The sequence below is a fragment of the Mesorhizobium sp. YIM 152430 genome, assembly GCF_029210365.1.
Taxonomy (GTDB): Bacteria; Pseudomonadota; Alphaproteobacteria; order Rhizobiales; family Rhizobiaceae; genus Aliihoeflea.
The window spans coordinates 64320-83369 of record NZ_JARGES010000043.1 but is presented as its reverse complement, the minus strand read 5'-3'; the positions used below and the strand labels follow the sequence as shown (position 1 = coordinate 83369).

At 64.3% G+C, this 19050-nt stretch carries 21 protein-coding genes; 16 read left to right on the top strand and 5 right to left on the bottom strand.

Features of this window, described 5'->3' with window-relative positions; translation table 11 throughout:
• Window positions 1-35 precede the first annotated feature (35 nt).
• Window positions 36-713 (bottom strand): ABC transporter ATP-binding protein, encoded by a 678-nt coding sequence (locus tag PZ895_RS12610; protein ID WP_275839791.1) that lies wholly within the window; start codon window positions 711-713, stop codon window positions 36-38.
• A 113-nt stretch (window positions 714-826) separates the two neighbouring features.
• Between PZ895_RS12610 and PZ895_RS12605 the strand changes: the two genes are divergently transcribed.
• From PZ895_RS12605 to PZ895_RS12590, 4 genes are all read left to right on the top strand, one after another.
• A complete protein-coding gene (locus PZ895_RS12605) occupies window positions 827-1462 on the top strand; it encodes an arylesterase (protein ID WP_275839343.1) in 636 nt (211 codons plus the stop codon).
• Window positions 1463-1764: 302 nt separating this feature from the next.
• The gene (gene thpR, locus PZ895_RS12600; RefSeq protein WP_275839342.1) at window positions 1765-2364 is read left to right on the top strand and encodes an RNA 2',3'-cyclic phosphodiesterase; all 600 of its coding nucleotides are present in this window, start codon (window positions 1765-1767) and stop codon (window positions 2362-2364) included.
• Window positions 2364-2660, top strand: a complete 297-nt coding sequence (locus PZ895_RS12595) for a 4a-hydroxytetrahydrobiopterin dehydratase (protein WP_275839341.1) — start codon at window positions 2364-2366, stop codon at window positions 2658-2660. Before thpR ends, PZ895_RS12595 begins: the two co-directional genes overlap by 1 nt.
• 52 nt (window positions 2661-2712) lie before the next feature.
• Window positions 2713-3093: a YkvA family protein gene (locus PZ895_RS12590; RefSeq protein WP_275839340.1), complete on the top strand. Its 381-nt coding sequence runs from the start codon at window positions 2713-2715 to the stop codon at window positions 3091-3093.
• 4 nt (window positions 3094-3097) lie between these two features.
• On the opposite strand, the gene PZ895_RS12585 is transcribed toward PZ895_RS12590, so the two are convergent.
• Window positions 3098-3673, bottom strand: a complete 576-nt coding sequence (locus tag PZ895_RS12585) for a sigma-70 family RNA polymerase sigma factor (protein WP_275839339.1) — start codon at window positions 3671-3673, stop codon at window positions 3098-3100.
• 384 nt (window positions 3674-4057) lie between these two features.
• Between PZ895_RS12585 and PZ895_RS12580 the strand changes: the two genes are divergently transcribed.
• The 4 genes from PZ895_RS12580 to PZ895_RS12565 all read left to right on the top strand — a co-directional run bounded on the left by PZ895_RS12580 (window position 4058) and on the right by PZ895_RS12565 (window position 6872).
• Window positions 4058-4561 carry an invasion associated locus B family protein gene (locus PZ895_RS12580; RefSeq protein WP_275839338.1) on the top strand — a complete coding sequence of 168 codons (504 nt, stop codon included), beginning with the start codon at window positions 4058-4060 and terminating at the stop codon, window positions 4559-4561.
• 183 nt (window positions 4562-4744) lie between these two features.
• Entirely contained in the window at window positions 4745-5968 is a 1224-nt protein-coding gene (gene rlmN / locus PZ895_RS12575; RefSeq protein ID WP_275839337.1) for a 23S rRNA (adenine(2503)-C(2))-methyltransferase RlmN, read from the top strand.
• 11 nt (window positions 5969-5979) lie between these two features.
• On the top strand, window positions 5980-6444 hold the full coding sequence (locus tag PZ895_RS12570; RefSeq protein WP_275839336.1) for a hypothetical protein: 465 nt from the start codon (window positions 5980-5982) through the stop codon (window positions 6442-6444).
• Window positions 6441-6872, top strand: a complete 432-nt coding sequence (locus tag PZ895_RS12565) for a hypothetical protein (protein WP_275839335.1) — start codon at window positions 6441-6443, stop codon at window positions 6870-6872. Before PZ895_RS12570 ends, PZ895_RS12565 begins: the two co-directional genes overlap by 4 nt.
• On the opposite strand, the gene PZ895_RS12560 is transcribed toward PZ895_RS12565, so the two are convergent.
• Window positions 6853-7497, bottom strand: a complete 645-nt coding sequence (locus PZ895_RS12560; RefSeq protein ID WP_275839334.1) for a LysE family translocator — start codon at window positions 7495-7497, stop codon at window positions 6853-6855. The two genes, PZ895_RS12565 and PZ895_RS12560, sit on opposite strands and share 20 nt — an antisense overlap.
• A 161-nt stretch (window positions 7498-7658) precedes the next feature.
• Here PZ895_RS12560 and PZ895_RS12555 point away from each other — a divergent pair, with 161 nt between their 5' ends.
• The 5 genes from PZ895_RS12555 to PZ895_RS12535 all read left to right on the top strand — a co-directional run bounded on the left by PZ895_RS12555 (window position 7659) and on the right by PZ895_RS12535 (window position 12443).
• Window positions 7659-8795: a TRAP transporter substrate-binding protein gene (locus PZ895_RS12555; RefSeq protein WP_275839333.1), complete on the top strand. Its 1137-nt coding sequence runs from the start codon at window positions 7659-7661 to the stop codon at window positions 8793-8795.
• Between the two features lie 79 nt (window positions 8796-8874).
• Window positions 8875-9495 (top strand): TRAP transporter small permease subunit, encoded by a 621-nt coding sequence (locus PZ895_RS12550; RefSeq protein WP_275839332.1) that lies wholly within the window; start codon window positions 8875-8877, stop codon window positions 9493-9495.
• Complete coding sequence (locus PZ895_RS12545; protein ID WP_275839331.1) at window positions 9492-10910, top strand: TRAP transporter large permease subunit; 1419 nt, start codon at window positions 9492-9494, stop codon at window positions 10908-10910. The genes PZ895_RS12550 and PZ895_RS12545 overlap by 4 nt, the downstream gene beginning before the upstream one ends.
• 15 nt (window positions 10911-10925) lie before the next feature.
• Entirely contained in the window at window positions 10926-11117 is a 192-nt protein-coding gene (locus PZ895_RS12540) for a hypothetical protein (RefSeq protein ID WP_275839330.1), read from the top strand.
• 102 nt (window positions 11118-11219) lie between these two features.
• Window positions 11220-12443: an argininosuccinate synthase gene (locus tag PZ895_RS12535; protein ID WP_275839329.1), complete on the top strand. Its 1224-nt coding sequence runs from the start codon at window positions 11220-11222 to the stop codon at window positions 12441-12443.
• Window positions 12444-12510: 67 nt separating this feature from the next.
• Here PZ895_RS12535 and PZ895_RS12530 read toward each other — a convergent pair whose 3' ends face one another.
• Window positions 12511-13326 (bottom strand): lytic murein transglycosylase, encoded by an 816-nt coding sequence (locus tag PZ895_RS12530; protein WP_275839328.1) that lies wholly within the window; start codon window positions 13324-13326, stop codon window positions 12511-12513.
• A gap of 241 nt (window positions 13327-13567) precedes the next feature.
• Here PZ895_RS12530 and PZ895_RS12525 point away from each other — a divergent pair, with 241 nt between their 5' ends.
• From PZ895_RS12525 to PZ895_RS12515, 3 genes are all read left to right on the top strand, one after another.
• Window positions 13568-14242 carry a DUF1236 domain-containing protein gene (locus PZ895_RS12525; RefSeq protein WP_275839327.1) on the top strand — a complete coding sequence of 225 codons (675 nt, stop codon included), beginning with the start codon at window positions 13568-13570 and terminating at the stop codon, window positions 14240-14242.
• Window positions 14243-14377: 135 nt separating this feature from the next.
• Window positions 14378-15457, top strand: coding sequence for a putative zinc-binding metallopeptidase (locus PZ895_RS12520; protein WP_275839326.1), 1080 nt, complete (start codon window positions 14378-14380; stop codon window positions 15455-15457).
• Between the two features lie 349 nt (window positions 15458-15806).
• On the top strand, window positions 15807-16841 hold the full coding sequence (locus PZ895_RS12515; RefSeq protein ID WP_275839325.1) for an aspartate-semialdehyde dehydrogenase: 1035 nt from the start codon (window positions 15807-15809) through the stop codon (window positions 16839-16841).
• A 132-nt stretch (window positions 16842-16973) separates the two neighbouring features.
• On the opposite strand, the gene PZ895_RS12510 is transcribed toward PZ895_RS12515, so the two are convergent.
• Window positions 16974-19004, bottom strand: a complete 2031-nt coding sequence (locus PZ895_RS12510; protein ID WP_275839324.1) for a M3 family metallopeptidase — start codon at window positions 19002-19004, stop codon at window positions 16974-16976.
• Window positions 19005-19050: the final 46 nt, after the last annotated feature.

Below are 19050 nucleotides of genomic sequence, written 5' to 3'. Positions count from 1 at the left end.
GGCGAAGCGGAAGGCGAGTGCGAGGTGTCGGGAGGTCACGCCCGCACCGCCTGCAATTGCGGCTCGCTCTCGATCCGCCCCGACCGGATGGCGATCTGCCGCGAGCAGCGCGCCGCCAGTGCCGGATCGTGCGTGACGAGCATCAAGGTCATGCCGCGCTCGACTGTCTTGGCGAACAGCATGTCGGCGATCTGCCGGCCGGTCGCCTGGTCGAGATTGCCGGTCGGCTCGTCGGCGATGAGGAGCCGCGGGGAGGGGGCGAGGGCGCGGGCAATGGCCACGCGCTGCTGCTCGCCGCCGGACAGTTCGCCAGGATAGTGCGTCAGGCGATCCTTCAGCCCGACTTCGGTGAGTTCACGTTCTGCAACCGCGAAGGCGTCGTCCCGGCCGGCGAGTTCCAGCGGCACGGCGACGTTTTCGAGCGCCGTCATGTTGGGGATCAGATGGAAGGACTGGAAGACGATGCCGACATTGCGACCCCGGAAGGCGGCAAGCTGGTCCTCGCTCATCGCCGTCAGGTCTTCGCCGGCGATCCGGATTCGACCGGCATCGATGCGCTCCAGCCCGGCGAGCACCATCAGCAGCGTCGACTTGCCAGACCCGGACGGCCCGACGATGCCGGCCGTCTCGCCGGCGGCGATGTCGAGACTGATGCCTTTGAGGACATGAACCGACGAGGCACCCTCGCCAAGCGTGAGCGAAACGTCTTTCATCTCGATGACGGGTTCTGCCAAGGCCGATCGCTCCTATATGCGCTTCTTGAAGCGGGAACGGTCGTTCCCTGACGGGGCCGGCGAACCGGCTGGTTTCATATGGGTTGTGGGTGATGGCGTTCAATTCTTCCATACGCGTTTTGGTCGCAGGCGGACTGGCCTTGCTGGGAAGTATCGCTTCGGCGCTAGCCGAACCGGTGCGGATCGTCGCTTTCGGTGACAGTCTGATGGCCGGATACCAGCTTGGGCCAGGAGAATCCTTTCCCGAAAAGCTCGAAGAAGCGCTAAAGGCGCGCGGTCACGATGTGGTGATCGCCAATGCCGGCGTCTCCGGCGACACGACGAGCGCGGGCCTTGCCCGTCTCGACTGGTCGGTGCCGGACGACACGCAACTCGTCATTCTCGGCCTCGGCGCCAACGACATGCTGCGCGGCGTCGACCCGGACGTCACCGAACGCAATCTGACGCAGATGCTGGAGCGGCTCGATGCCCGCGACATTGACGTCATGCTGATGGGGATGCTTGCCGCGCCGAATCTGGGCGCGTCCTATGGGACCCGTTTCAACGGCATCTATCCGGAACTGGCGAGCCGCTTCGACGTCGAGCTCTACCCGTTCTTCCTTGACGGCGTGACCACCGTTTCGGGCATGACGCTGGAGGACCGGATGCATCCGAGCGCGGCCGGGGTCGACCGCATGGTCGACGGCGTCCTCCCATTGGTCGAAGCCTATATTGCCGAGCAAGGGTAACGTTAACGGTTGATGAATTACGCTGCGCTGCAAAATCGCTTGCGCAAAATCGCCGCCGGTGATTCGCTGAATGCAAGATGCAGTCGATTCGAGGAGGGCCAGAGCCGGTCTCGAAATGCCGGAGAAAAGTCCCGGACGGCAGATGCCGCACTGCAAAGCGCTGTTTTTCGCCGCCCGGTTCGCCGCCCGATTTTCGGGCTGACATCCCGGCTTCGGCGCCTTCCAGGCAATCTTGGCGTCCGAAGCGGTTAAAGCCGTCTGCTCCAGTCAGCAGCTGGCCGGATTTGGGGAAGGACCAGACCATGCCGCGACTTTTCACCGCTCTCGAAATTCCGCGCGACGCCGCCCTTTCGCTCTCTCTCCTGCGTGGCGGCCTTGCCGGTGCCCGCTGGATCGACCCCGAGAACTATCACCTGACACTGCGCTTTTACGGCGATGTGGAGGGCCACGTCGCGGATGAGATCGCCGTCGCACTCGACCGCGTTCGGCGCAACTCCTTCATGCTGACCTTGTCCGGCGTCGGCGCATTCGGCTCGAAGAAGCCGCATTCGATCTATGCCGGCGTCGCACCCTCGCCCGAATTGAACGCGCTTCAGGGCGAGATCGAGCGGATCGGCCAGCGGCTCGGCCTGCCCGCTGACGCCCGCAAGTTCGCCCCTCATGTCACGATCGCGCGGCTGCGCAACGTCTCGCCCGGCGAGGTCGCGCATTACCTCTCCATGCGCGGCAATTTCTCGACGGCTCCATTCCGGGTTGGCCGCTTCGTGATGATGTCCTCGCGCGATTCGATCGGCGGTGGTCCCTATGTCGTCGAAGAGGCATGGCCGCTCGATCAACAGGTCGAGCAGGCGCCGCGCGGCGGCTGGGCGCACGTCCCCCAACCGGCATGGACGCCGCGCTGATGGCGAAGGACGCGCTTTCTGAGGCGGAAATCCCGGCGGCGCTGGACGCGCTGCCGGGCTGGACGCGCGATGCGGACGGCAAGGGCATTTCGCGCAGCTTCAAATTCAAGACCTTCGTCCAGGCCTTCGGCTTCATGACGCGCTGCGCGCTCGCCGCCGAAAAGGCCGACCATCATCCCGAATGGTCGAATGTCTACAACCGCGTCGACATCCGATTGACGTCGCACGATGTCGGCGGGCTGTCGCAGCGCGATGTCGACATGGCGAAGCGGTTCGATCGGCTTTCAGAAACTTGAAGCGCCGCTCGCCGGCTCCCATGTAATTTCCGATCAACGGGACCGGGAAGCCATGAAGCAGGCGACCATCGATGACATCCTCGAGCCGGGCGACAGCCGCACCCATCAGGAGCGGGCGCGCCGGGTGGCGGGCGGCTTCTGGCGCACCTTCAGGCGCGCCTCGCGCCACATTCCTTTCGCCGACGAACTGGTCGCCGCCTATTATTGCGCACTCGATCCGTCGACGCCGCTGCGTGTGCGCGGCACGCTTCTGGCGGCGCTCGCCTATTTCGTCCTGCCTTTCGACCTCGTGCCCGACTTCATCCTCGGCCTCGGCTTCACCGACGACATCGCCGTCCTGACGGCGGCCATCGCCAATGTCCGCGCTCACATCAAGCCGGAGCATCGCAATGCCGCCGAGGCGGCCTTGGAGCGTTTTGCCCGTCCCGGCTGACTGATCAGTCGGCGGTGTCGACCTGCGGGTCGGTTTCCAAAGCCTTGCGCAATCGCGAAAAAGCCAGCCTGATGCGTGACTTGACGGTGCCGAGCGGAAGGCCGGTGCGCTCCGCGATCTGGCTGTGCGACAGCCCGGCGAAAAAGGCGAGCCGGATCAATTCGACCTGCTCTGACGGCAATGCGCCGATCGCCAGCCGCACCCGCTCGTCACGACGCGCGCCGTCGACCGCCTCGTCCGCCGGCTCCGGCGCATCCGGCTCGAAGATCGGATCTGCCGGATCGAGGCGGTGGGACTTGTCCCGGCGCAACAGATCGATCCGACGGTTGCGCGCGATGCGGTAGAGCCAGGTGGCGAGCGAGGATTTTGCCGGATCGAACAAATGCGCCTTGTGCCACAGCACCGACATCACTTCCTGCGTCAGATCCTCGGCCTGGCCGCGTTCCATGCCGAGCCGTTGCAGATGGCCGTTCACGCGCGGCGCGAAGTGATCGAACAGGATTTCGAAGGCGGCCCGGTCGCGATCGACGGCCACGCGAGCGGCCAGCCTTGCGTGGTCCTGTGCAGGCGTCGTCGTCATGCGAAGCGGAAAACTCTCCCGAACGGCCGTGGTGCCGCAGTCGGGGCAAGACTAAGCGGCGCGTTTCGCAGGCGCAACCGCCAAGTTCGGTCCCAACTTCACGGCCTGACACATTCAGTCAAAATATTGCCGCCTTTGCCCGGTTCAACATCCCGGTCGGGACAGCGGGCGCTCACGACAAGGATGCGCCCATGCGATTTGAAGTGATCCCGAAGCCGGGCAGACAGCCCGGATGAGGGGAAGGGAATCTCGGAGATCGGCAAGCGCTCGCCAGCCGGTTTATTCTTTGGTAACCCCGTTTCCGTAAAATTCGAGGCAATCCGGGCCTCTCGGCCCGTTTCGTTAAGCAGTCCAAAACGATCAGACAGGGATCAAAGGTAAGCCATGCGCAGAACAATCGCGACACTCTCCTGCCTCAGCATGGTCGCTCTCGCCACGCCGGCGCTCGCCCAGTCCGCAACCAAGATCGGCCAGCACAATGCCTGGGGCACCTATTCCTACGAGGGTGACGGCGGGCGCGTGTGCTACGTGCTGACGGTTCCGACCGACAAGCAGCCGACCAGCCTCAACCATGGCGACATCTTCTTCTTCGTCAGCCAGAAGCCCGGCCAGAACGTCGCCTACGAGCCGCAGTTCATCGCGTCCTACAATTTCCAGGACAATTCCAAGGTGACGGTGCAGGTCGGCAATTCGACCTATTCGATGTTCACGCGCGGCACGTCGGCCTGGCTCGAGAACGCCGCCCAGGAAGGCGAACTGATCGCCGCCATGCGCGGCGGCGCGGACATGAAGGTCTCGGCCAAATCGGGTCGCGGCAACGACACCAACTATACCTTCTCGCTGCGCGGCATCACCGCGGCGCTGAACTCGATCCAGAGTTGCAGCTAGGTTCCCGCAGCCGCGATCTTCGAATCGGCCGGGGCGCGAGCCCCGGCCTTTTCATTTGCGGCAGCGTCGCCTATGTGAGTGCCTCGACCGCGAAAATAGCGGCGCGCGCCCGTTCGTGTTAGAAGCGGGCGTTTCGCGGACTTCCGCGACGACCCATGCGCGACATTTCAAGAATGCTGGACGATGACCCTGACGCTCGACCTGACCGAACCTGCGACCCGCGCCGCCCTTCGCCCGAAGAGCGCGGAAAAGCCGTCGCTGATCGGCATGTCGCGGGCCGAGATGGCCGAGGCGCTGGGCGTGATCGGCATTCCCGAAAAGCAGCGCAGGATGCGCGTCCAGCAGCTCTGGCACTGGCTCTATGTGCGCGGCGTCTCCGATTTCGCCCATATGTTCAACATCTCCAAGGAGCTGCGCGGCAAGCTGGCCGAAACCTTCACCATCGCCCGGCCGGAGATCGTCGAGGAACAGATCTCCGAGGACGGCACGCGCAAATGGCTGTTCCGCTTCCCGCCGCGCGGTGCCGGCCGCCCGGTCGAGATCGAGACCGTCTACATTCCCGAGGAAGGGCGCGGGACGCTGTGCATTTCGAGCCAGGTCGGCTGCACCCTGACCTGCACCTTCTGCCATACCGGCACGCAGAAGCTGGTGCGCAACCTGACGGCCGAGGAAATCCTCGCCCAGTTGATGACTGCGCGCGACCGGCTCGGCGATTTTCCCGACCGCGATACGCCGGACGGCGCGATCGTGCCGGCGGAAGGGCGCAAGATCACCAACATCGTCATGATGGGCATGGGCGAGCCGCTCTACAATTTCGAGGAGGTGAAGAAGGCGCTGCTGATCGCCTCCGACGGCGACGGGCTCTCCCTGTCCAAGCGCCGCATCACGCTCTCCACCTCCGGCGTCGTGCCGGAAATCTACCGAACCGGTGACGAGCTCGGCGTCATGCTGGCGATCTCGCTCCACGCCGTCAACGACGACCTGCGCGACCTGCTGGTGCCGATCAACAAGAAATACCCGCTCGAGCAGTTGATCCAGGCGTGCCGCGACTATCCCGGCCTGTCGAACGCGCGGCGCATCACCTTCGAATATGTAATGCTCAAGGACATCAACGATTCGATGGACGACGCCAAGGCGCTGGTGAAGCTGCTGCGCGGCATTCCGGCCAAGATCAATCTGATCCCGTTCAATCCGTGGCCGGGCTCGAACTACCAGTGCTCGGACTGGGAGCAGATCGAGAAATTCGCCGACTACGTCAATGCCGCCGGCTACGCCTCGCCAATCCGCACCCCGCGCGGCCGCGACATCCTCGCCGCCTGCGGCCAGTTGAAATCCGAATCCGAGCGCATGAAGAAGTCGGAGCGCCTGGCGCTCGAGGCTATGATGATCGCCGGCCACGGCGAATAGGCCCGGCGAGGATGGACCGCCTCGTCACCTATCTGGTCCGCTTCGTCGCGATCCTTGCCGGCTTCGTCGTCGCCTGCCTGGCCGCCAGCCTGTTTCTCAACCTTCTCTTCGCCTCGACCGTCGTCGCGGTCATCCCTGAATTCTCAGAGGCCGCGCGGCCGACGCTCTTCGTCACCGTGCCGTTCTTCGCCCTGATCATCGCCAATCTGTCCTTCGGTGCCTTCCTGCTGGTGGCGGTCGCCGCCGAACTCATCGGCTGGCGATCCTGGCTCGCCCACGCGCTCGCCGGCGCACCGGTGGCGCTTTATGCCGGCTGGCAGATGGCTGCGGCGCTCGACGCTCCCGCAGCCGCGACCGATACCGGCCTGATGCTTTTGACGCTCGCCGCCGGTCTCGTCGGCGGCATCGCCTATTGGGCGATTGCCGGACGCAATGCGGGAATGTGGAGAGGCGACGCCGGCCGGGCTCCATCGTGAGCCGCACCGTCACGATCGTGACGGGGCTCGCCCTCGCATTCCTTACCGCCGGAGCGACGCTTCTTCTTCCCGCTTTGCTGGGAGCGCTTCTCGCCGGCGAGTTCACTCGGTTGAGGCACGGTCTGGCCGATCGAGTGACGACGATCCTCCTGATCCTTGCCGCATATGCCCTCATTCCCGCCCTGAATTTCGTCATCCTGGCGGAGTGGCGACGGTGGCGGCACTGGCTCGTCCATGTCGCGACAGGCGCCTTCATACCCGCGCCGATCGGTCTGCTGATCGTCTTCGGCCCCCGCGCCTCGGGGGATGGTGCGGCAATGGCGATCCTGTTCTCGGTGGCCGGTGCGTTGGGAGCTTTCGCCTATTGGCTGGTCGCCGGACGCAATGCGGGCCGCTGGCGCGACGAGCCTACCGCGCCTGCGTCATGAGGATGCGCAACGCGAAGGCCGAAAATACCCCTGCGAACACATAATCGATGATGCGCGTCACCCGCGGCGAGCGCTTCAGCAGCGCCGAGAACCTGTCGGCCGCGATCACCATCGGCACGGTGATCGGTAGCGATAGCGGAATGAAGAGCGCGCCCAGAAAGAACAGCTTGGCCGGCGCATCCGGGTCCGACGCCGAGACGAATTGCGGCAGGAAGGTCATGAAGAACAGGATGATCTTCGGGTTCAAGAGATTGATCCCGAGCCCCGTGGCCCAGTTGGCGAAGAACGAGCGTCTTGCGCGGACCTCTCCCATGTCCGGCGAGAAGGCCGAGCCGTGGCGGATCGCCTGGTAGGCGAGCCAGACGAGATAGAGCGCGCCGACGAGCTTCAGGACGAAGAACGCCTGCGGCGAGGCGACGATCAGCGCCGACAGGCCGAGCGCGACCAGCGCCGTGTGGATGACGATCCCGGTCATCGCGCCGATCATGCAGGCAAAGCCCGCCGAACGCCCCTCGGACAGCGCACGGCCGACGAACAGCGTCATGTCCGGCCCCGGCGTGATCGCGATCACGATCGTGGCGACGGCGAACTGGAGAAGGGTGGCGGTGGTCGGCAGGAAGTCCATGGAGGTGATCCAGACACGGAAAGACGGGTCGGCTCATATTAGCCATTAGTCGTAGATGGAACACAACGGGCGCCACCCGCTTGCGTTAGTTAACGTAATAGCTATCCTCCCCGGCAGGGCCGGCGAGAAATGCCGGCGCTGTCTTTGGGAGGAGACCAATCATGGAAAACAAATCGCTTTCGCGTCGCAAGTTCCTCGGCGCCGGTGCAACCACGGTCGTCGGCGCAACGGCGGCCGGCGCATTGGCCGCGCCCGCCGTTCTGGCGCAGGCGCCCGTCACGATCAAGATGCAGACGTCGTGGCCCTCGTCCGACATCTGGATGGATTTCGCACGGCAATATATCGAGCGCGTCGAGAAGATGTCGGGGGGGCGCATCCAGTTCGAGCTCCTGCCGGCCGGCGCCGTCGTCGGCGCCTTCCAGGTGCTCGACGCCGTCAATGACGGCATCATCGACGCCACCCACACCGTCCCGGTCTACTGGTACGGCAAGCACAAAGCGGCCTCGCTGTTCGGCACCGGCCCCGTCTTCGGCGGCAGCGCCACGACCATGCTCGCCTGGTTCCACCAGGGCGGCGGCAAGGAGCTTTACGAGGAACTGACCCAGGACATCATGGGCCTCAACGTCGTCAGCTTCTACGGCTTCCCGATGCCGGCCCAGCCTTTCGGCTGGTTCAAGGAGCCCGTCACAACGGTCGCGGACATCAACGGCTTCAAGTATCGCACCGTCGGTCTTGCCGCCGACCTTCTCCAGGAAATGGGCATGAGCGTCGCCCAGCTTCCGGGCGGCGAAATCGTGCCGGCGATGGAGCGCGGCGTCATCGACGCCTTCGAGTTCAACAATCCATCGTCGGATCTTCGCTTCGGCTCGCAGGATGTCGCCAAGCACTACATCCTGTCATCCTACCATCAGGCGAGCGAATCCTTCGAATTCATGTTCAACCGCGACGTCTTCGACGGGCTGGACGACGACCTGAAGGCCATTCTCGAATATGGCGTCGAGGCCGCGAGTACGGCCAACACGGCGCTCGCGCTCGACAATTATTCGGCCGATCTGGTCAAGTTGCAGGAAGAGCATGGCGTGACCGTGCATCGCACCTCGCAGGAGATTCTCGCCGCGCAGCTCGATGCCTGGGACAAGATCATCCCCACGCTCGAGGCCGACCCCTACATGAAGAAGGTGCTCGACAGCCAGCGCGAATGGGTCGAACGTGTCACCTTCTACGAACTGATGAACTCCGCCGATCTGGCGCTTGCCTATGAGCATTACTTCCCCGGCAAGCTGAAGATGGAAGGCTAAGGGTCAAGCCCCGCGCGCTCTGCGTCCGGCTCCTGTTCGTCAGGGGCCGGACTTTATCTGTAATCGGGATTGGCAGTACATGCTCCGCTTCATCGCATTCGCCGACGAGTTGTCGGCGTGGTTCGGCAAGGTCTTCGCGTGGTGCATCGTCATCATGGCTCTCGGCGTCGGCTACGAGGTTCTCGTCCGCTACGCGTTTCGCGCTCCGACCCCCTGGGCCTTCGACCTCAGCTACATGATGTACGGCACCATGTTCATGATGGCGGGCGCCTATACGCTGTCACGTAACGGACATGTGCGCGGCGACTTCATCTACCGGCTCTGGCAGCCGCGTACGCAGGCCAAGGTCGAGTTCGTCCTCTATTTCTTCTTCTTCTTTCCGGGCGTTCTGGCGCTGGTCATCTCCGGCTGGAAATATGCCAGCCGCTCCTGGGGTTTCATGGAAGTCAGCACCATGAGCCCGGCCGGAATGCCCATCTACCAGTTCAAGACAATCATCGTCGCCGCGGGAGCCCTGCTTCTGATCCAGGGCATCGCGCAGGTCTGCCGCTGCCTCGTCACCATGCGCACGAACGAATGGCCGCAGCCCGCGCCCGATGTCGAGGAACTCGAAACCATCATGCTGCGCGAGAATGCGCCGGTCCTTCAGCACGGCAGCGAAGCCGTCGACGTCGTCACGCCCGAGGAGCCCCGCCAATGAGCGATCCCGTCATTGCCCTGGTGATGCTCGGGCTGTTCATCTTCGTCATCATGCTGGGGTTTCCGATCGCCTTCACGCTGATGGCGCTGGCGATCGCCTTCGGCTACTACGCCTATTTCGACGCCAACCGCATGTGGGCGCCGTATAACCGGATGCTCGACCAGGACGTTTCGTCCTTCGATCTGTGGCAGTCCTGGATCGGCGGCTTCTTCAACAACCGCATCTTCGATCTCTTCGTCAACCAGACCTATTCGGTGATGGCGAACGACGTCCTGACCGCGATCCCGCTGTTCCTGTTCATGGGCTACATCGTCGAGCGCGCCAACATCGTCGACCGCCTGTTCGAAACGCTGAGCATCGCCTCGCGCCGCCTTCCCGGTTCGATGGCGGTCGCCGCGCTCATCACCTGCGCGCTTTTCGCCACGGCCACCGGCATCGTCGGCGCCGTCGTCACGCTGATGGGCCTGCTCGCCTTTCCGGCGATGATGAAGGCGCGCTACGACACCAGCTTCGCCTCGGGCGTCATCTGTGCCGGCGGCACGCTCGGCATCCTGATCCCGCCCTCGATCATGCTGATCGTCTATGCGGCGGCATCGGGCACCTCGATCGTGCGACTTTATGCCGGGGCGCTTCTTCCCGGATTCCTGCTCGCGGGCATGTATCTCGTCTACATCATCGTTCGCGCTATGATGCAGCCGAACCTTGCGCCGAAGCCGGTCGAACCCGAGGAGCCGATCCCGTTCGCCCGGCTCATGTGGATGATGCTCACCTCCTTCTTCCCGCTCGCCATTCTCATCATGTCGGTCCTCGGGGCGATCCTGTTCGGTCTGGCGACGCCGTCGGAGGCAGCCGCGATCGGCGCGCTGGGCGGACTGGTCCTTGCAATCGCCTATCGCGCTCTGACCTGGCGGCGCCTGCGCGAATCGGTCTATCTGAGCGTGCGCACGACCGCGATGGTCTGCTGGCTGTTCGTCGGCTCCTGGGTCTTCGCGTCGGTGTTCTCCTATCTCGGCGGCGAGCATGTGGTGCGCGACTTCGTCGTCGGCATGGATCTGACACCCTTCCAGTTCCTGATCCTGGCCCAGTTCATCATCTTCCTGCTCGGCTGGCCGCTCGAATGGTCGGAGATCATCATCATCTTCGTGCCGATCTTTTTGCCGCTCCTGGTGATCTTCGAGATCGATCCGCTGTTTTTCGGCATCCTGATCGCGCTCAACCTCCAGACCTCGTTCCTGACGCCGCCGATGGCGATGTCGGCCTATTACCTCAAGGGCATCGCGCCGCCGGAGGTCCGCCTGACGCAGATCTTCGCAGGCTCGCTGCCCTATGTGGGCATGGTCTTCATCACCATGGCGCTGCTCTACACCTTCCCGCAGATCGTCTACTGGCTGCCCCAGGCGATCTACGGGCGATAGCAAAGGACGCATTCGATGCTTGCCGCCAGACTGGCTCCGCCGCTCGCCCTGATCGGGTTCGTCGCCTTCTTCGCGGTCATCTTGTGGAAGGTGCCGCGGCTCGACCTCGCAATCGTCATCGGGCTCGGCATCGTGGCCGTTCTCTACGACCTGTTCGAGACGGCTAGGCGCGGCACCCGCTCGCGGCGAACGCGCGCGCTCGACTGACGCGGCGGGCCGGATGCCTTGTCCGGCCCGACATTCCTGCTAAAAGAGCGACCGGACGGGCGCTACCGCCCGCATCGGAATTCATCTCAAGCAGGTCCCCGAATGTCGAAGTGGAAAGACGTGAAGAAGGTCGTGCTCGCCTATTCGGGCGGGCTCGACACCTCCATCATCCTGAAATGGCTCCAGACGGAACTGGGCGCGGAGGTCGTCACCTTCACCGCCGATCTCGGCCAGGGCGAAGAACTGGACCCGGCGCGCCGCAAGGCCGAGATGCTCGGCATCCAGCAGATCTATATCGAGGACGTGCGCGAGGAATTCATCCGCGACTTCGTCTTCCCGATGTTCCGCGCCAATGCCGTCTATGAGGGCACCTATCTTCTTGGAACCTCGATCGCGCGACCGCTGATCTCCAAGCGCCTGGTCGAGATCGCGGCCGAAACCGGCGCCGATGCCATCGCCCACGGCGCGACGGGCAAGGGCAACGACCAGGTCCGCTTCGAGCTCTCCGCCTATGCGCTGAACCCGGACATCAAGGTCATCGCGCCGTGGCGCGACTGGACCTTCAAGTCGCGCACCGACCTGATCAATTTCGCCGAACAGCACCAGATCCAGGTGACCAAGGACAAACAAGGCGAGGCGCCGTTCTCGGTCGATGCGAATTTGCTGCACTCGTCTTCCGAGGGCAAGGTGCTGGAGGATCCGTGGCAGGAGCCGCCGGAATATGTCCACCAGCGCACCATCTCGCCAATGGACGCCCCGGACAAGGTGACGGACATCGTCATCACCTTCAAGAAGGGCGACCCGGTCGCGCTGGACGGCAGGGAAATGTCTCCGGCGACCCTCTTCGCCGCCCTCAACGACCTCGGCCGTGACAACGGCATCGGCCGTCTCGATCTGGTCGAGAACCGCTTCGTCGGCATGAAGTCGCGCGGCGTCTACGAGACGCCCGGCGGCACGATCCTTCTCGCCGCGCATCGCGCGATTGAATCGATCACGCTCGACCGCGGCGCGGCGCATCTGAAGGACGACATCATGCCCCGCTATGCGGAGCTGATCTATAACGGCTTCTGGTTCTCGCCCGAGCGCGAGATGCTACAGGCGCTGATCGACAAGAGCCAGGAGGACGTCGAGGGCGAGGTCCGCCTGAATCTCTACAAGGGCAACGTCATCGTCACCGGCCGCCGCTCGCAAAAATCGCTCTATTCCGACGCGCTCGTCACCTTCGAGGACGACCGCGGCGCCTACGACCAGAAGGACGCCGAAGGCTTCATCCGCCTCAACGCCCTGCGCCTGCGCACGCTGGCGGCCAGGAAGCGCAAGGGCTGAACCTGAGACGGTCCAGGCAACAAAAAAGGGGCCGCGCGGCCCCTTTTTCATGTCCGGCCGTTCGGCCTCAGTTCGCGTCGATGCGCTGGCCGAGCACGGCGATCGCCTGCTGATAGACGCTGGCCGCGTTCCAGCCCTGAATCGCCGCGAAATTCGGCTCGCCCGGCTGGTAGCCCTCGCCCGCGCGCCAGCCATGGCCGCGCAGGAAGTTCGCGGTCGAGGCGAGCGCGTCGGCGCGGCTGTTGATCAGGTCGATGCGACCGTCGCCATCGCCGTCGACGCCGTAGCGCACGACATTGGCGGGCAGGAACTGCGTCTGGCCGATTTCGCCATGCGCCGCGCCCTTGGCGGCCGGGTCGAGATTGCCCTGGTCGACGAGTTGCAGCGCGCCGATCAGATGGCCGGAAAAGAATTCCGAACGGCGGCAGTCATAGGCGAGCGTGGCGACGGCGGACAGGATGTTCTCGTTGCCGAGGAAGCCGCCGAAACCGGTCTCCATGCCCCAGATCGCCATCAGCGGACCGGCGGGCACGCCGTAAACTCGCTCGATGCGGGCGAGGAGATCGGCATTTTGCCGCTTCAACTGGGTGCCGCGCGAAACGATGGCGTTGCCGCCACGCCGTTCCAGGAACTGGTCGAGGGTCAGCGTGAAGCCGCCGCCCTGCTTGCGATCGGCCGCGATGGTACGCGTCGCGTAGCTCGTGCCCTGCAAGGCCGCGACGCCGCGCTGTCCGATGCCGCTCGATGCCGCGCGCTGCACGAACTGGCCCTTCCAGGCCTCGAAGCCCGCACCGTCATTGCCGCATTGCTGCGCCTTTGCAAGCGACACGCTCGCCGCCAGTGCCACGACCGCGCCCAGCAAAATCTTTCCCCGTCCTGCCATCCGTCTGCCTTTCGAAATGCCTGAGATGAAGTGTGGCCCATGCGGGCGCGCGGACGCAAAAGCGCCGGCCTGCCGATCACTCTTGCATACGCTTCTTACCCGCACGTTATCCCGTTGTGGTTGTCCGATCATGTTGACCGAATTGTGATCCGCCCGCAAACGTCCCGCATCCGCGCGGGAACCAGGCGCCATTCACGCCGTTGTTACCGCGAAGGTGACACCCCCTGCGGAGAATACGAACATGAAAAACATCCTGACATCGTCGGCGGCGATCGCCGTCGTGCTGCTCGCCTCGTCGGCGGCTCTTGCACAGACCGCCGTGACCGCGACGACCGATTTGAACGTTCGCGCTGGTCCCGGCCCGGAATATCCCATCGTCGGCTCGATCGCCGCGAATGGCGAAGCCACGCTCGCCGGCTGCCTCGAAAACTCCAAATGGTGCCAGGTTTCGGCCGCCGGCGCGGAAGGCTGGGCCTATTCCGACTATCTGGTCGCAGACAATGCCGGCACTCAGATCGTCGTGACTGAGCGCCCGGCCGAGATGATCCCGGTCGCCACCTATGAAGCGAACACCGCCACCGGCGCGGGCGCAATTTCCGGCGCTGCGACCGGCGCGATCGCCGGGGCTCTGGTTGCCGGCCCGATCGGCGCTGCCGTCGGAACGGTGGCGGGCGCCGCAACCGGCGGCCTGACGGAGGGCGTCCTCACCGATCCGGACCCGCAGCTTCGCAGCTATGTGGTCGAGAACGAAGTCGAGCCGGTCTATCTCGAGGGCGAGGTGGTCGTCGGCGCCGGCGTGCCGGACACCGTCGAGATCCGCGAGATTCCCGATTACGACTATCGCTACGCCTATATCAACGGCCAGCCGGTCGTCATCGAGCCGGAATCACGCCGGATCGTCTACATCGTCCGCTAAAGCCGGGGCAATCTCGCAGGAAAAGCCGTCGGCCTTGTGCCGGCGGTTTTTCTTTTGCGCCATGCGCCGATTGCCGGAACGGCTGCGATCGTCGCGAGTTTCCCGGTTTCGACGACCTCTCCCGGATGACCTCCCATGAAGCTCTTTTCCTGCCCGCAATGTTCAAGCCGTCTCTATTTCGAGAACGGCATGTGCCTGGCCTGCGGCACCCCCGTCCTCTACGATCCGATGCAGGAGAATTTCGTCGTGACGGGACAGGGCGGCTTCACCTGCACCAACGCGCTGCCGGCCGCCTGCAACTGGGTTGCCGAGGTCGAGGGCGGTTTTTGCCGCGCCTGTTCCTTGAACAAGACCATTCCCGACCTGTCGATCCAGGGAAATCCCGAGCGCTGGGCGCACACCGAGGCCGCCAAGAAACGCGCGATCTACCAACTTCTCCATTTCGGGCTGGACGTCTTTCCCAAGGCCGATCCACGCGATGAGATCGGCCTCGCCTTCGATTTCCTCGCCGACCCCGTTGGCGGGGGTCCGGGGGGAGAGCGCGTCCTGACGGGCCACGACAACGGGCTGATCACGCTCAACGTCGCCGAGGCGGACAGCCCGGAGCGCGAGAAGATGCGGGTTGCGATGGGCGAAGCCTACCGCACCCTGCTCGGCCATTTCCGGCACGAACTCGGCCATTACTACTGGGACCGCCTGATCCGCGACGACGGGCAGTGGCTGGGTCGCTTCCGCGCGTTGTTCGGCGACGAAGGCGAGGATTACATGCAGGCTCTCCAGCGCCACTACGAGGCCGGCCCGCGGCCGGGCTGGGAGCAGGATTTCATCTCCCAATACGCGGCGAGCCACGCCTGGGAGGACTGGGCCGAGACTTGGGCGCATTACCTGCACATCTATGATACGCTGGAGATGACGGCGGCGCTCAACATGCCGCTCGGCCGGCTCGACACCGCGATCGATCACGATCTTCCGCCCAATGAGGGCGAATTCGCCGACCAGCCCATCGCCGCCCATGCGGCCGATCCCGAGCCGCCCGCCGATTTCGACGAACTCCTGACGCGCTGGCTGATCCTGTGCGAGGCCTCCAACCAGATCAACCGCTGCATGGGGCTGCCGGACCTCTATCCGTTCGTGATCTCAGAACCGGTGGCCGAGAAATTGCGCTATGTGCATGAACTGATGGCGCAGACGCGGGGACGGTCGGGACCGCATTGAGATTGCGGCAGTCGGCAGGCCGGGAGTCGGAACGAAAAACGCATATCAGACTGCCGCTTCCCTCGATTGACTCCGCCGCAGAAGCGCGTAAAACCCGCTGCGAACGGGAAATTTGCAATGCGCGGCCTCATACTGGCATTCATGGCCTCTTCGTCCGCCGCCTTCGGGCGCGGCGAGACTCGCGCACGCGTTCGTTCGACCCTGGCCACAAAGCTTTCCAAAACGACTACGAAAACCGTCTGATTTCTTGGCCTTTCCGTTCTCTCCCCGGTCTGGCCAGGGAGAGGTCCGCTTCATGGCCGGCGGGCGGTCTCGAAGATGAAGCGCGGAGAGATCGAGGATCAACGATATGGGTTTCAAGATCGCAGTCGCAGGCGCCACCGGCAATGTCGGGCGCGAAATGCTGAACATTCTGGAAGAGCGCGGCTTTCCGGCCGACGAAATCGTCGCGCTCGCCTCGCGCCGCAGCCAGGGCACGGAAGTCTCCTATGGCGACCGCACGCTGAAGGTGCGCGATCTCGCACAGTACGACTTTTCCGACACGGACATCTGCCTGATGTCGGCCGGCGGCAATGTGTCGAAGGAATGGTCGCCGAAGATCGGCCGCCAGGGCTGCGTCGTCATCGATAACTCGTCCGCCTTCCGCTACGACCAGGACGTGCCGCTGATCGTGCCGGAAGTGAACCCCGATGCGATCTCGCTGTTCACCCGCAAGAACATCATCGCCAATCCCAACTGCTCGACCGCGCAGCTCGTCGTGGCGATGAAGCCGCTGCACGACAAGGCCACCATCCGGCGCATCGTGGTTTCGACCTACCAGTCGGTCTCAGGCGCCGGCAAGGAAGGCATGGACGAGCTCTTCACCCAGACCCGCGCCGTCTTCGTCGCCGATCCGGTCGAGGCCAAGAAGTTCACCAAACGCATCGCCTTCAACGTCATCCCGCATATCGACGTCTTCATGGATGACGGCTCCACCAAGGAAGAGTGGAAGGTGATGGCCGAGACCAAGAAGATGCTCGACCCGAAGATCAAGGTCACCTGCACCGCCGTGCGCGTGCCGGTCTTCATCGGTCATTCCGAAGCGGTCAACATCGAGTTCGAGAATCCGATCACGGCCGACGAGGCGCGCGAGATCCTGCGCGACGCGCCCGGCTGCCTCGTCATCGACAAGCGCGAGGATGGCGGCTACGTCACCCCGCTCGATTCGGCCGGCGAGGATGCTACCTACATCTCCCGCATCCGCGAGGACCAGACGATCGAGAACGGCCTCAACATGTGGGTCGTCTCCGACAATCTGCGCAAGGGCGCTGCGCTCAACGCCGTCCAGATCGCCGAACTCCTCGTCGCGCGCGGCCTGATCCAGCCGAAGAAGCAGGCCGCCTGAAAGTTGGCATGAGTTGAGTTGACTGCGAGAGGCCGGGTTTGCGCCCGGCCTTTCTGTCTGCTGGATTTGCGAAGCGAGATCGCTGGAGCGAGCCCGAAGCCGCTTCGCAGAGTGCCCTCGATCCCCCTGATCTCAAGTCAGGCCGCGCTTCGCCATCATCGCCGCGGCGGTCGGCATCTTGCCGCGAAACGCCAGATAGAGTTCTTCGGGGTCCTTCGATCCGCCGGCAGCATAAATATGCGTCTTCAGCTTTCGGGCCGTTTCGCCGTCGAACGCATCGCCGGTTTCCTCGAACGCCGCAAAGGCGTCCGCATCCAGCACTTCCGACCACATGTAGGAATAATAGCCGGCCGAATAGCCGTCACCGGAGAAGACATGGCTGAAATGCGGCGTGCGGTGACGCATGGCGATGGCGTCGGGCATGTCGAGCCGCTTCAGCGTTAGCGCCTCGAACGCCGCCGGATCGGCCGGCGCTTCGGCTTCGGCATGGTAGGCCATGTCGACCAGCGCGGAGGCGGTGAACTCCACCGTCGCGAAACCCTGGCCGAAATTCTTCGCTGCCAGCATCTTGTCCAGCAGGTCCTGCGGAAGCGGCTTGCCCGTGCGATAGTGAACTGCGTGTTTCCGCAGCATATCGGGCACGGTCAGCCAGTGCTCATAAAGCTGCGAAGGCAATTCGACGAAATCGCGCGAGACCGAGGTGCCCGAGACCGAAGGCCATGTGACATCGGTCAGCATTCCATGCAGCGCATGGCCGAATTCGTGGAAAAGCGTGCGCGCCTCGTCCATGGAAAGCAGCGCCGGCTCGCCCTTCGGCGGCTTTGCGAAATTCATGACATTATAGATGATCGGCGGCTGGCCGTCGCCGAGCGCGAAACCCGATTGCAGGCTGCTCATCCACGCGCCGGAGCGTTTCGAGGGGCGGTTGAAATAATCGGCGAGGAAGGTCGCACGGTGCGAGCCGTCCGGGTTCTTCACCTCGAAGAGGCGCACGTCGGGATGCCAGGCGGCGATGCCGGTCTTTTCAGCGAAGGTGATGCCGAAAAGGCGGGTGGCGACGTCGAATGACGCCTCGATGATGCGGTCGAGTTGCAGATAGGGCTTCAGTTCCGCCTCGTCGAAATCATAGCGCTCGGCGCGCAGCTTTTCGGCATAGTGGCGCCAGTCCCAGGCCGCGAAGGGCTCGTTCGCGCCGGCGGTCCTGGCAAGGCGCTCCAGTTCGCGCTGGTCTTCGGCGGCGCGCGCGCGGGCCTTTTCCCAAACCGGTTCGAGCAGGCCCAGCACGGCGTCCGGCGTCTTGGCCATCGTGTCGTCGAGCTTCAGCGCCGCATAGCTGTCATAGCCGAGCAGCCGCGCCTTTTCGGCGCGCAGGGCCAGCGTCTTCGCCACGAGGTCGGCATTGGATTTCTCGCCGCGCGCGGTGAAGCCGCGCCAGGCCTCCTCGCGCAGGTCGCGGCGCGTCGAATAGGTGGTGAAGGGCTCGTAGATCGAGCGCGAGAGCGTGATCGCGTAGCGCCCCTCCTGCCCGCGCGAGGCAGCGGCTTCGGCCATCGCGTCGCGGACGAAATCAGGCAGGCCGTCGAGATCGCCCGCGTCGAGGAAACGCACCCATCCGGCCTCGTCGGCAAGCACGTTCTGGCCGAAGGCGGAGCCGAGCGAGGCCAGTTCCTCGTTGATCGCGCCGAGCCGCGTCTTGGAGACCGCATCGAGCTTGGCGCCGGACTTCACGAAGCGTTTCCAGGTCTTTTCGAGGACGCGCGACGTTTCGGCGTCGAGGTCGAGCGTGTCGCGCCGGGCGTAAAGCGCGTCGATGCGGGCGAAAAGCGCCGCATTCATGTGGATCGCGGAGAAGTGCCGCGCCATCTTCGGCGAGATCTCGCGCTCCATCGCCTGAATCTGCGGGTTGGTGTCTGCGCCCGCCTTGCACCAGAAAATCGCCGAGACGCGACCCAGCGCCTCGCCGGCCAGTTCGAGCGCGGCGAGGACGTTTTCGACCGAAGGCGGGTTGGAATTGCCCGCGATCGCGGCGATCTCGGCCTCATGCGCCTTCAGTGCGGCGTCGAAGACGGGGCCGAAATCGTCGTCGGAAATCACCTCGAAAGCGGGCAGGCCAAGCGGGCCGGTCCAATGGGTAAGGGGGTGGCGGGCAAGATCGACGGTCATTCGCAGGTCCTTGGATGGGGCGTGTCGCCGACATTTAGGCTGGTGC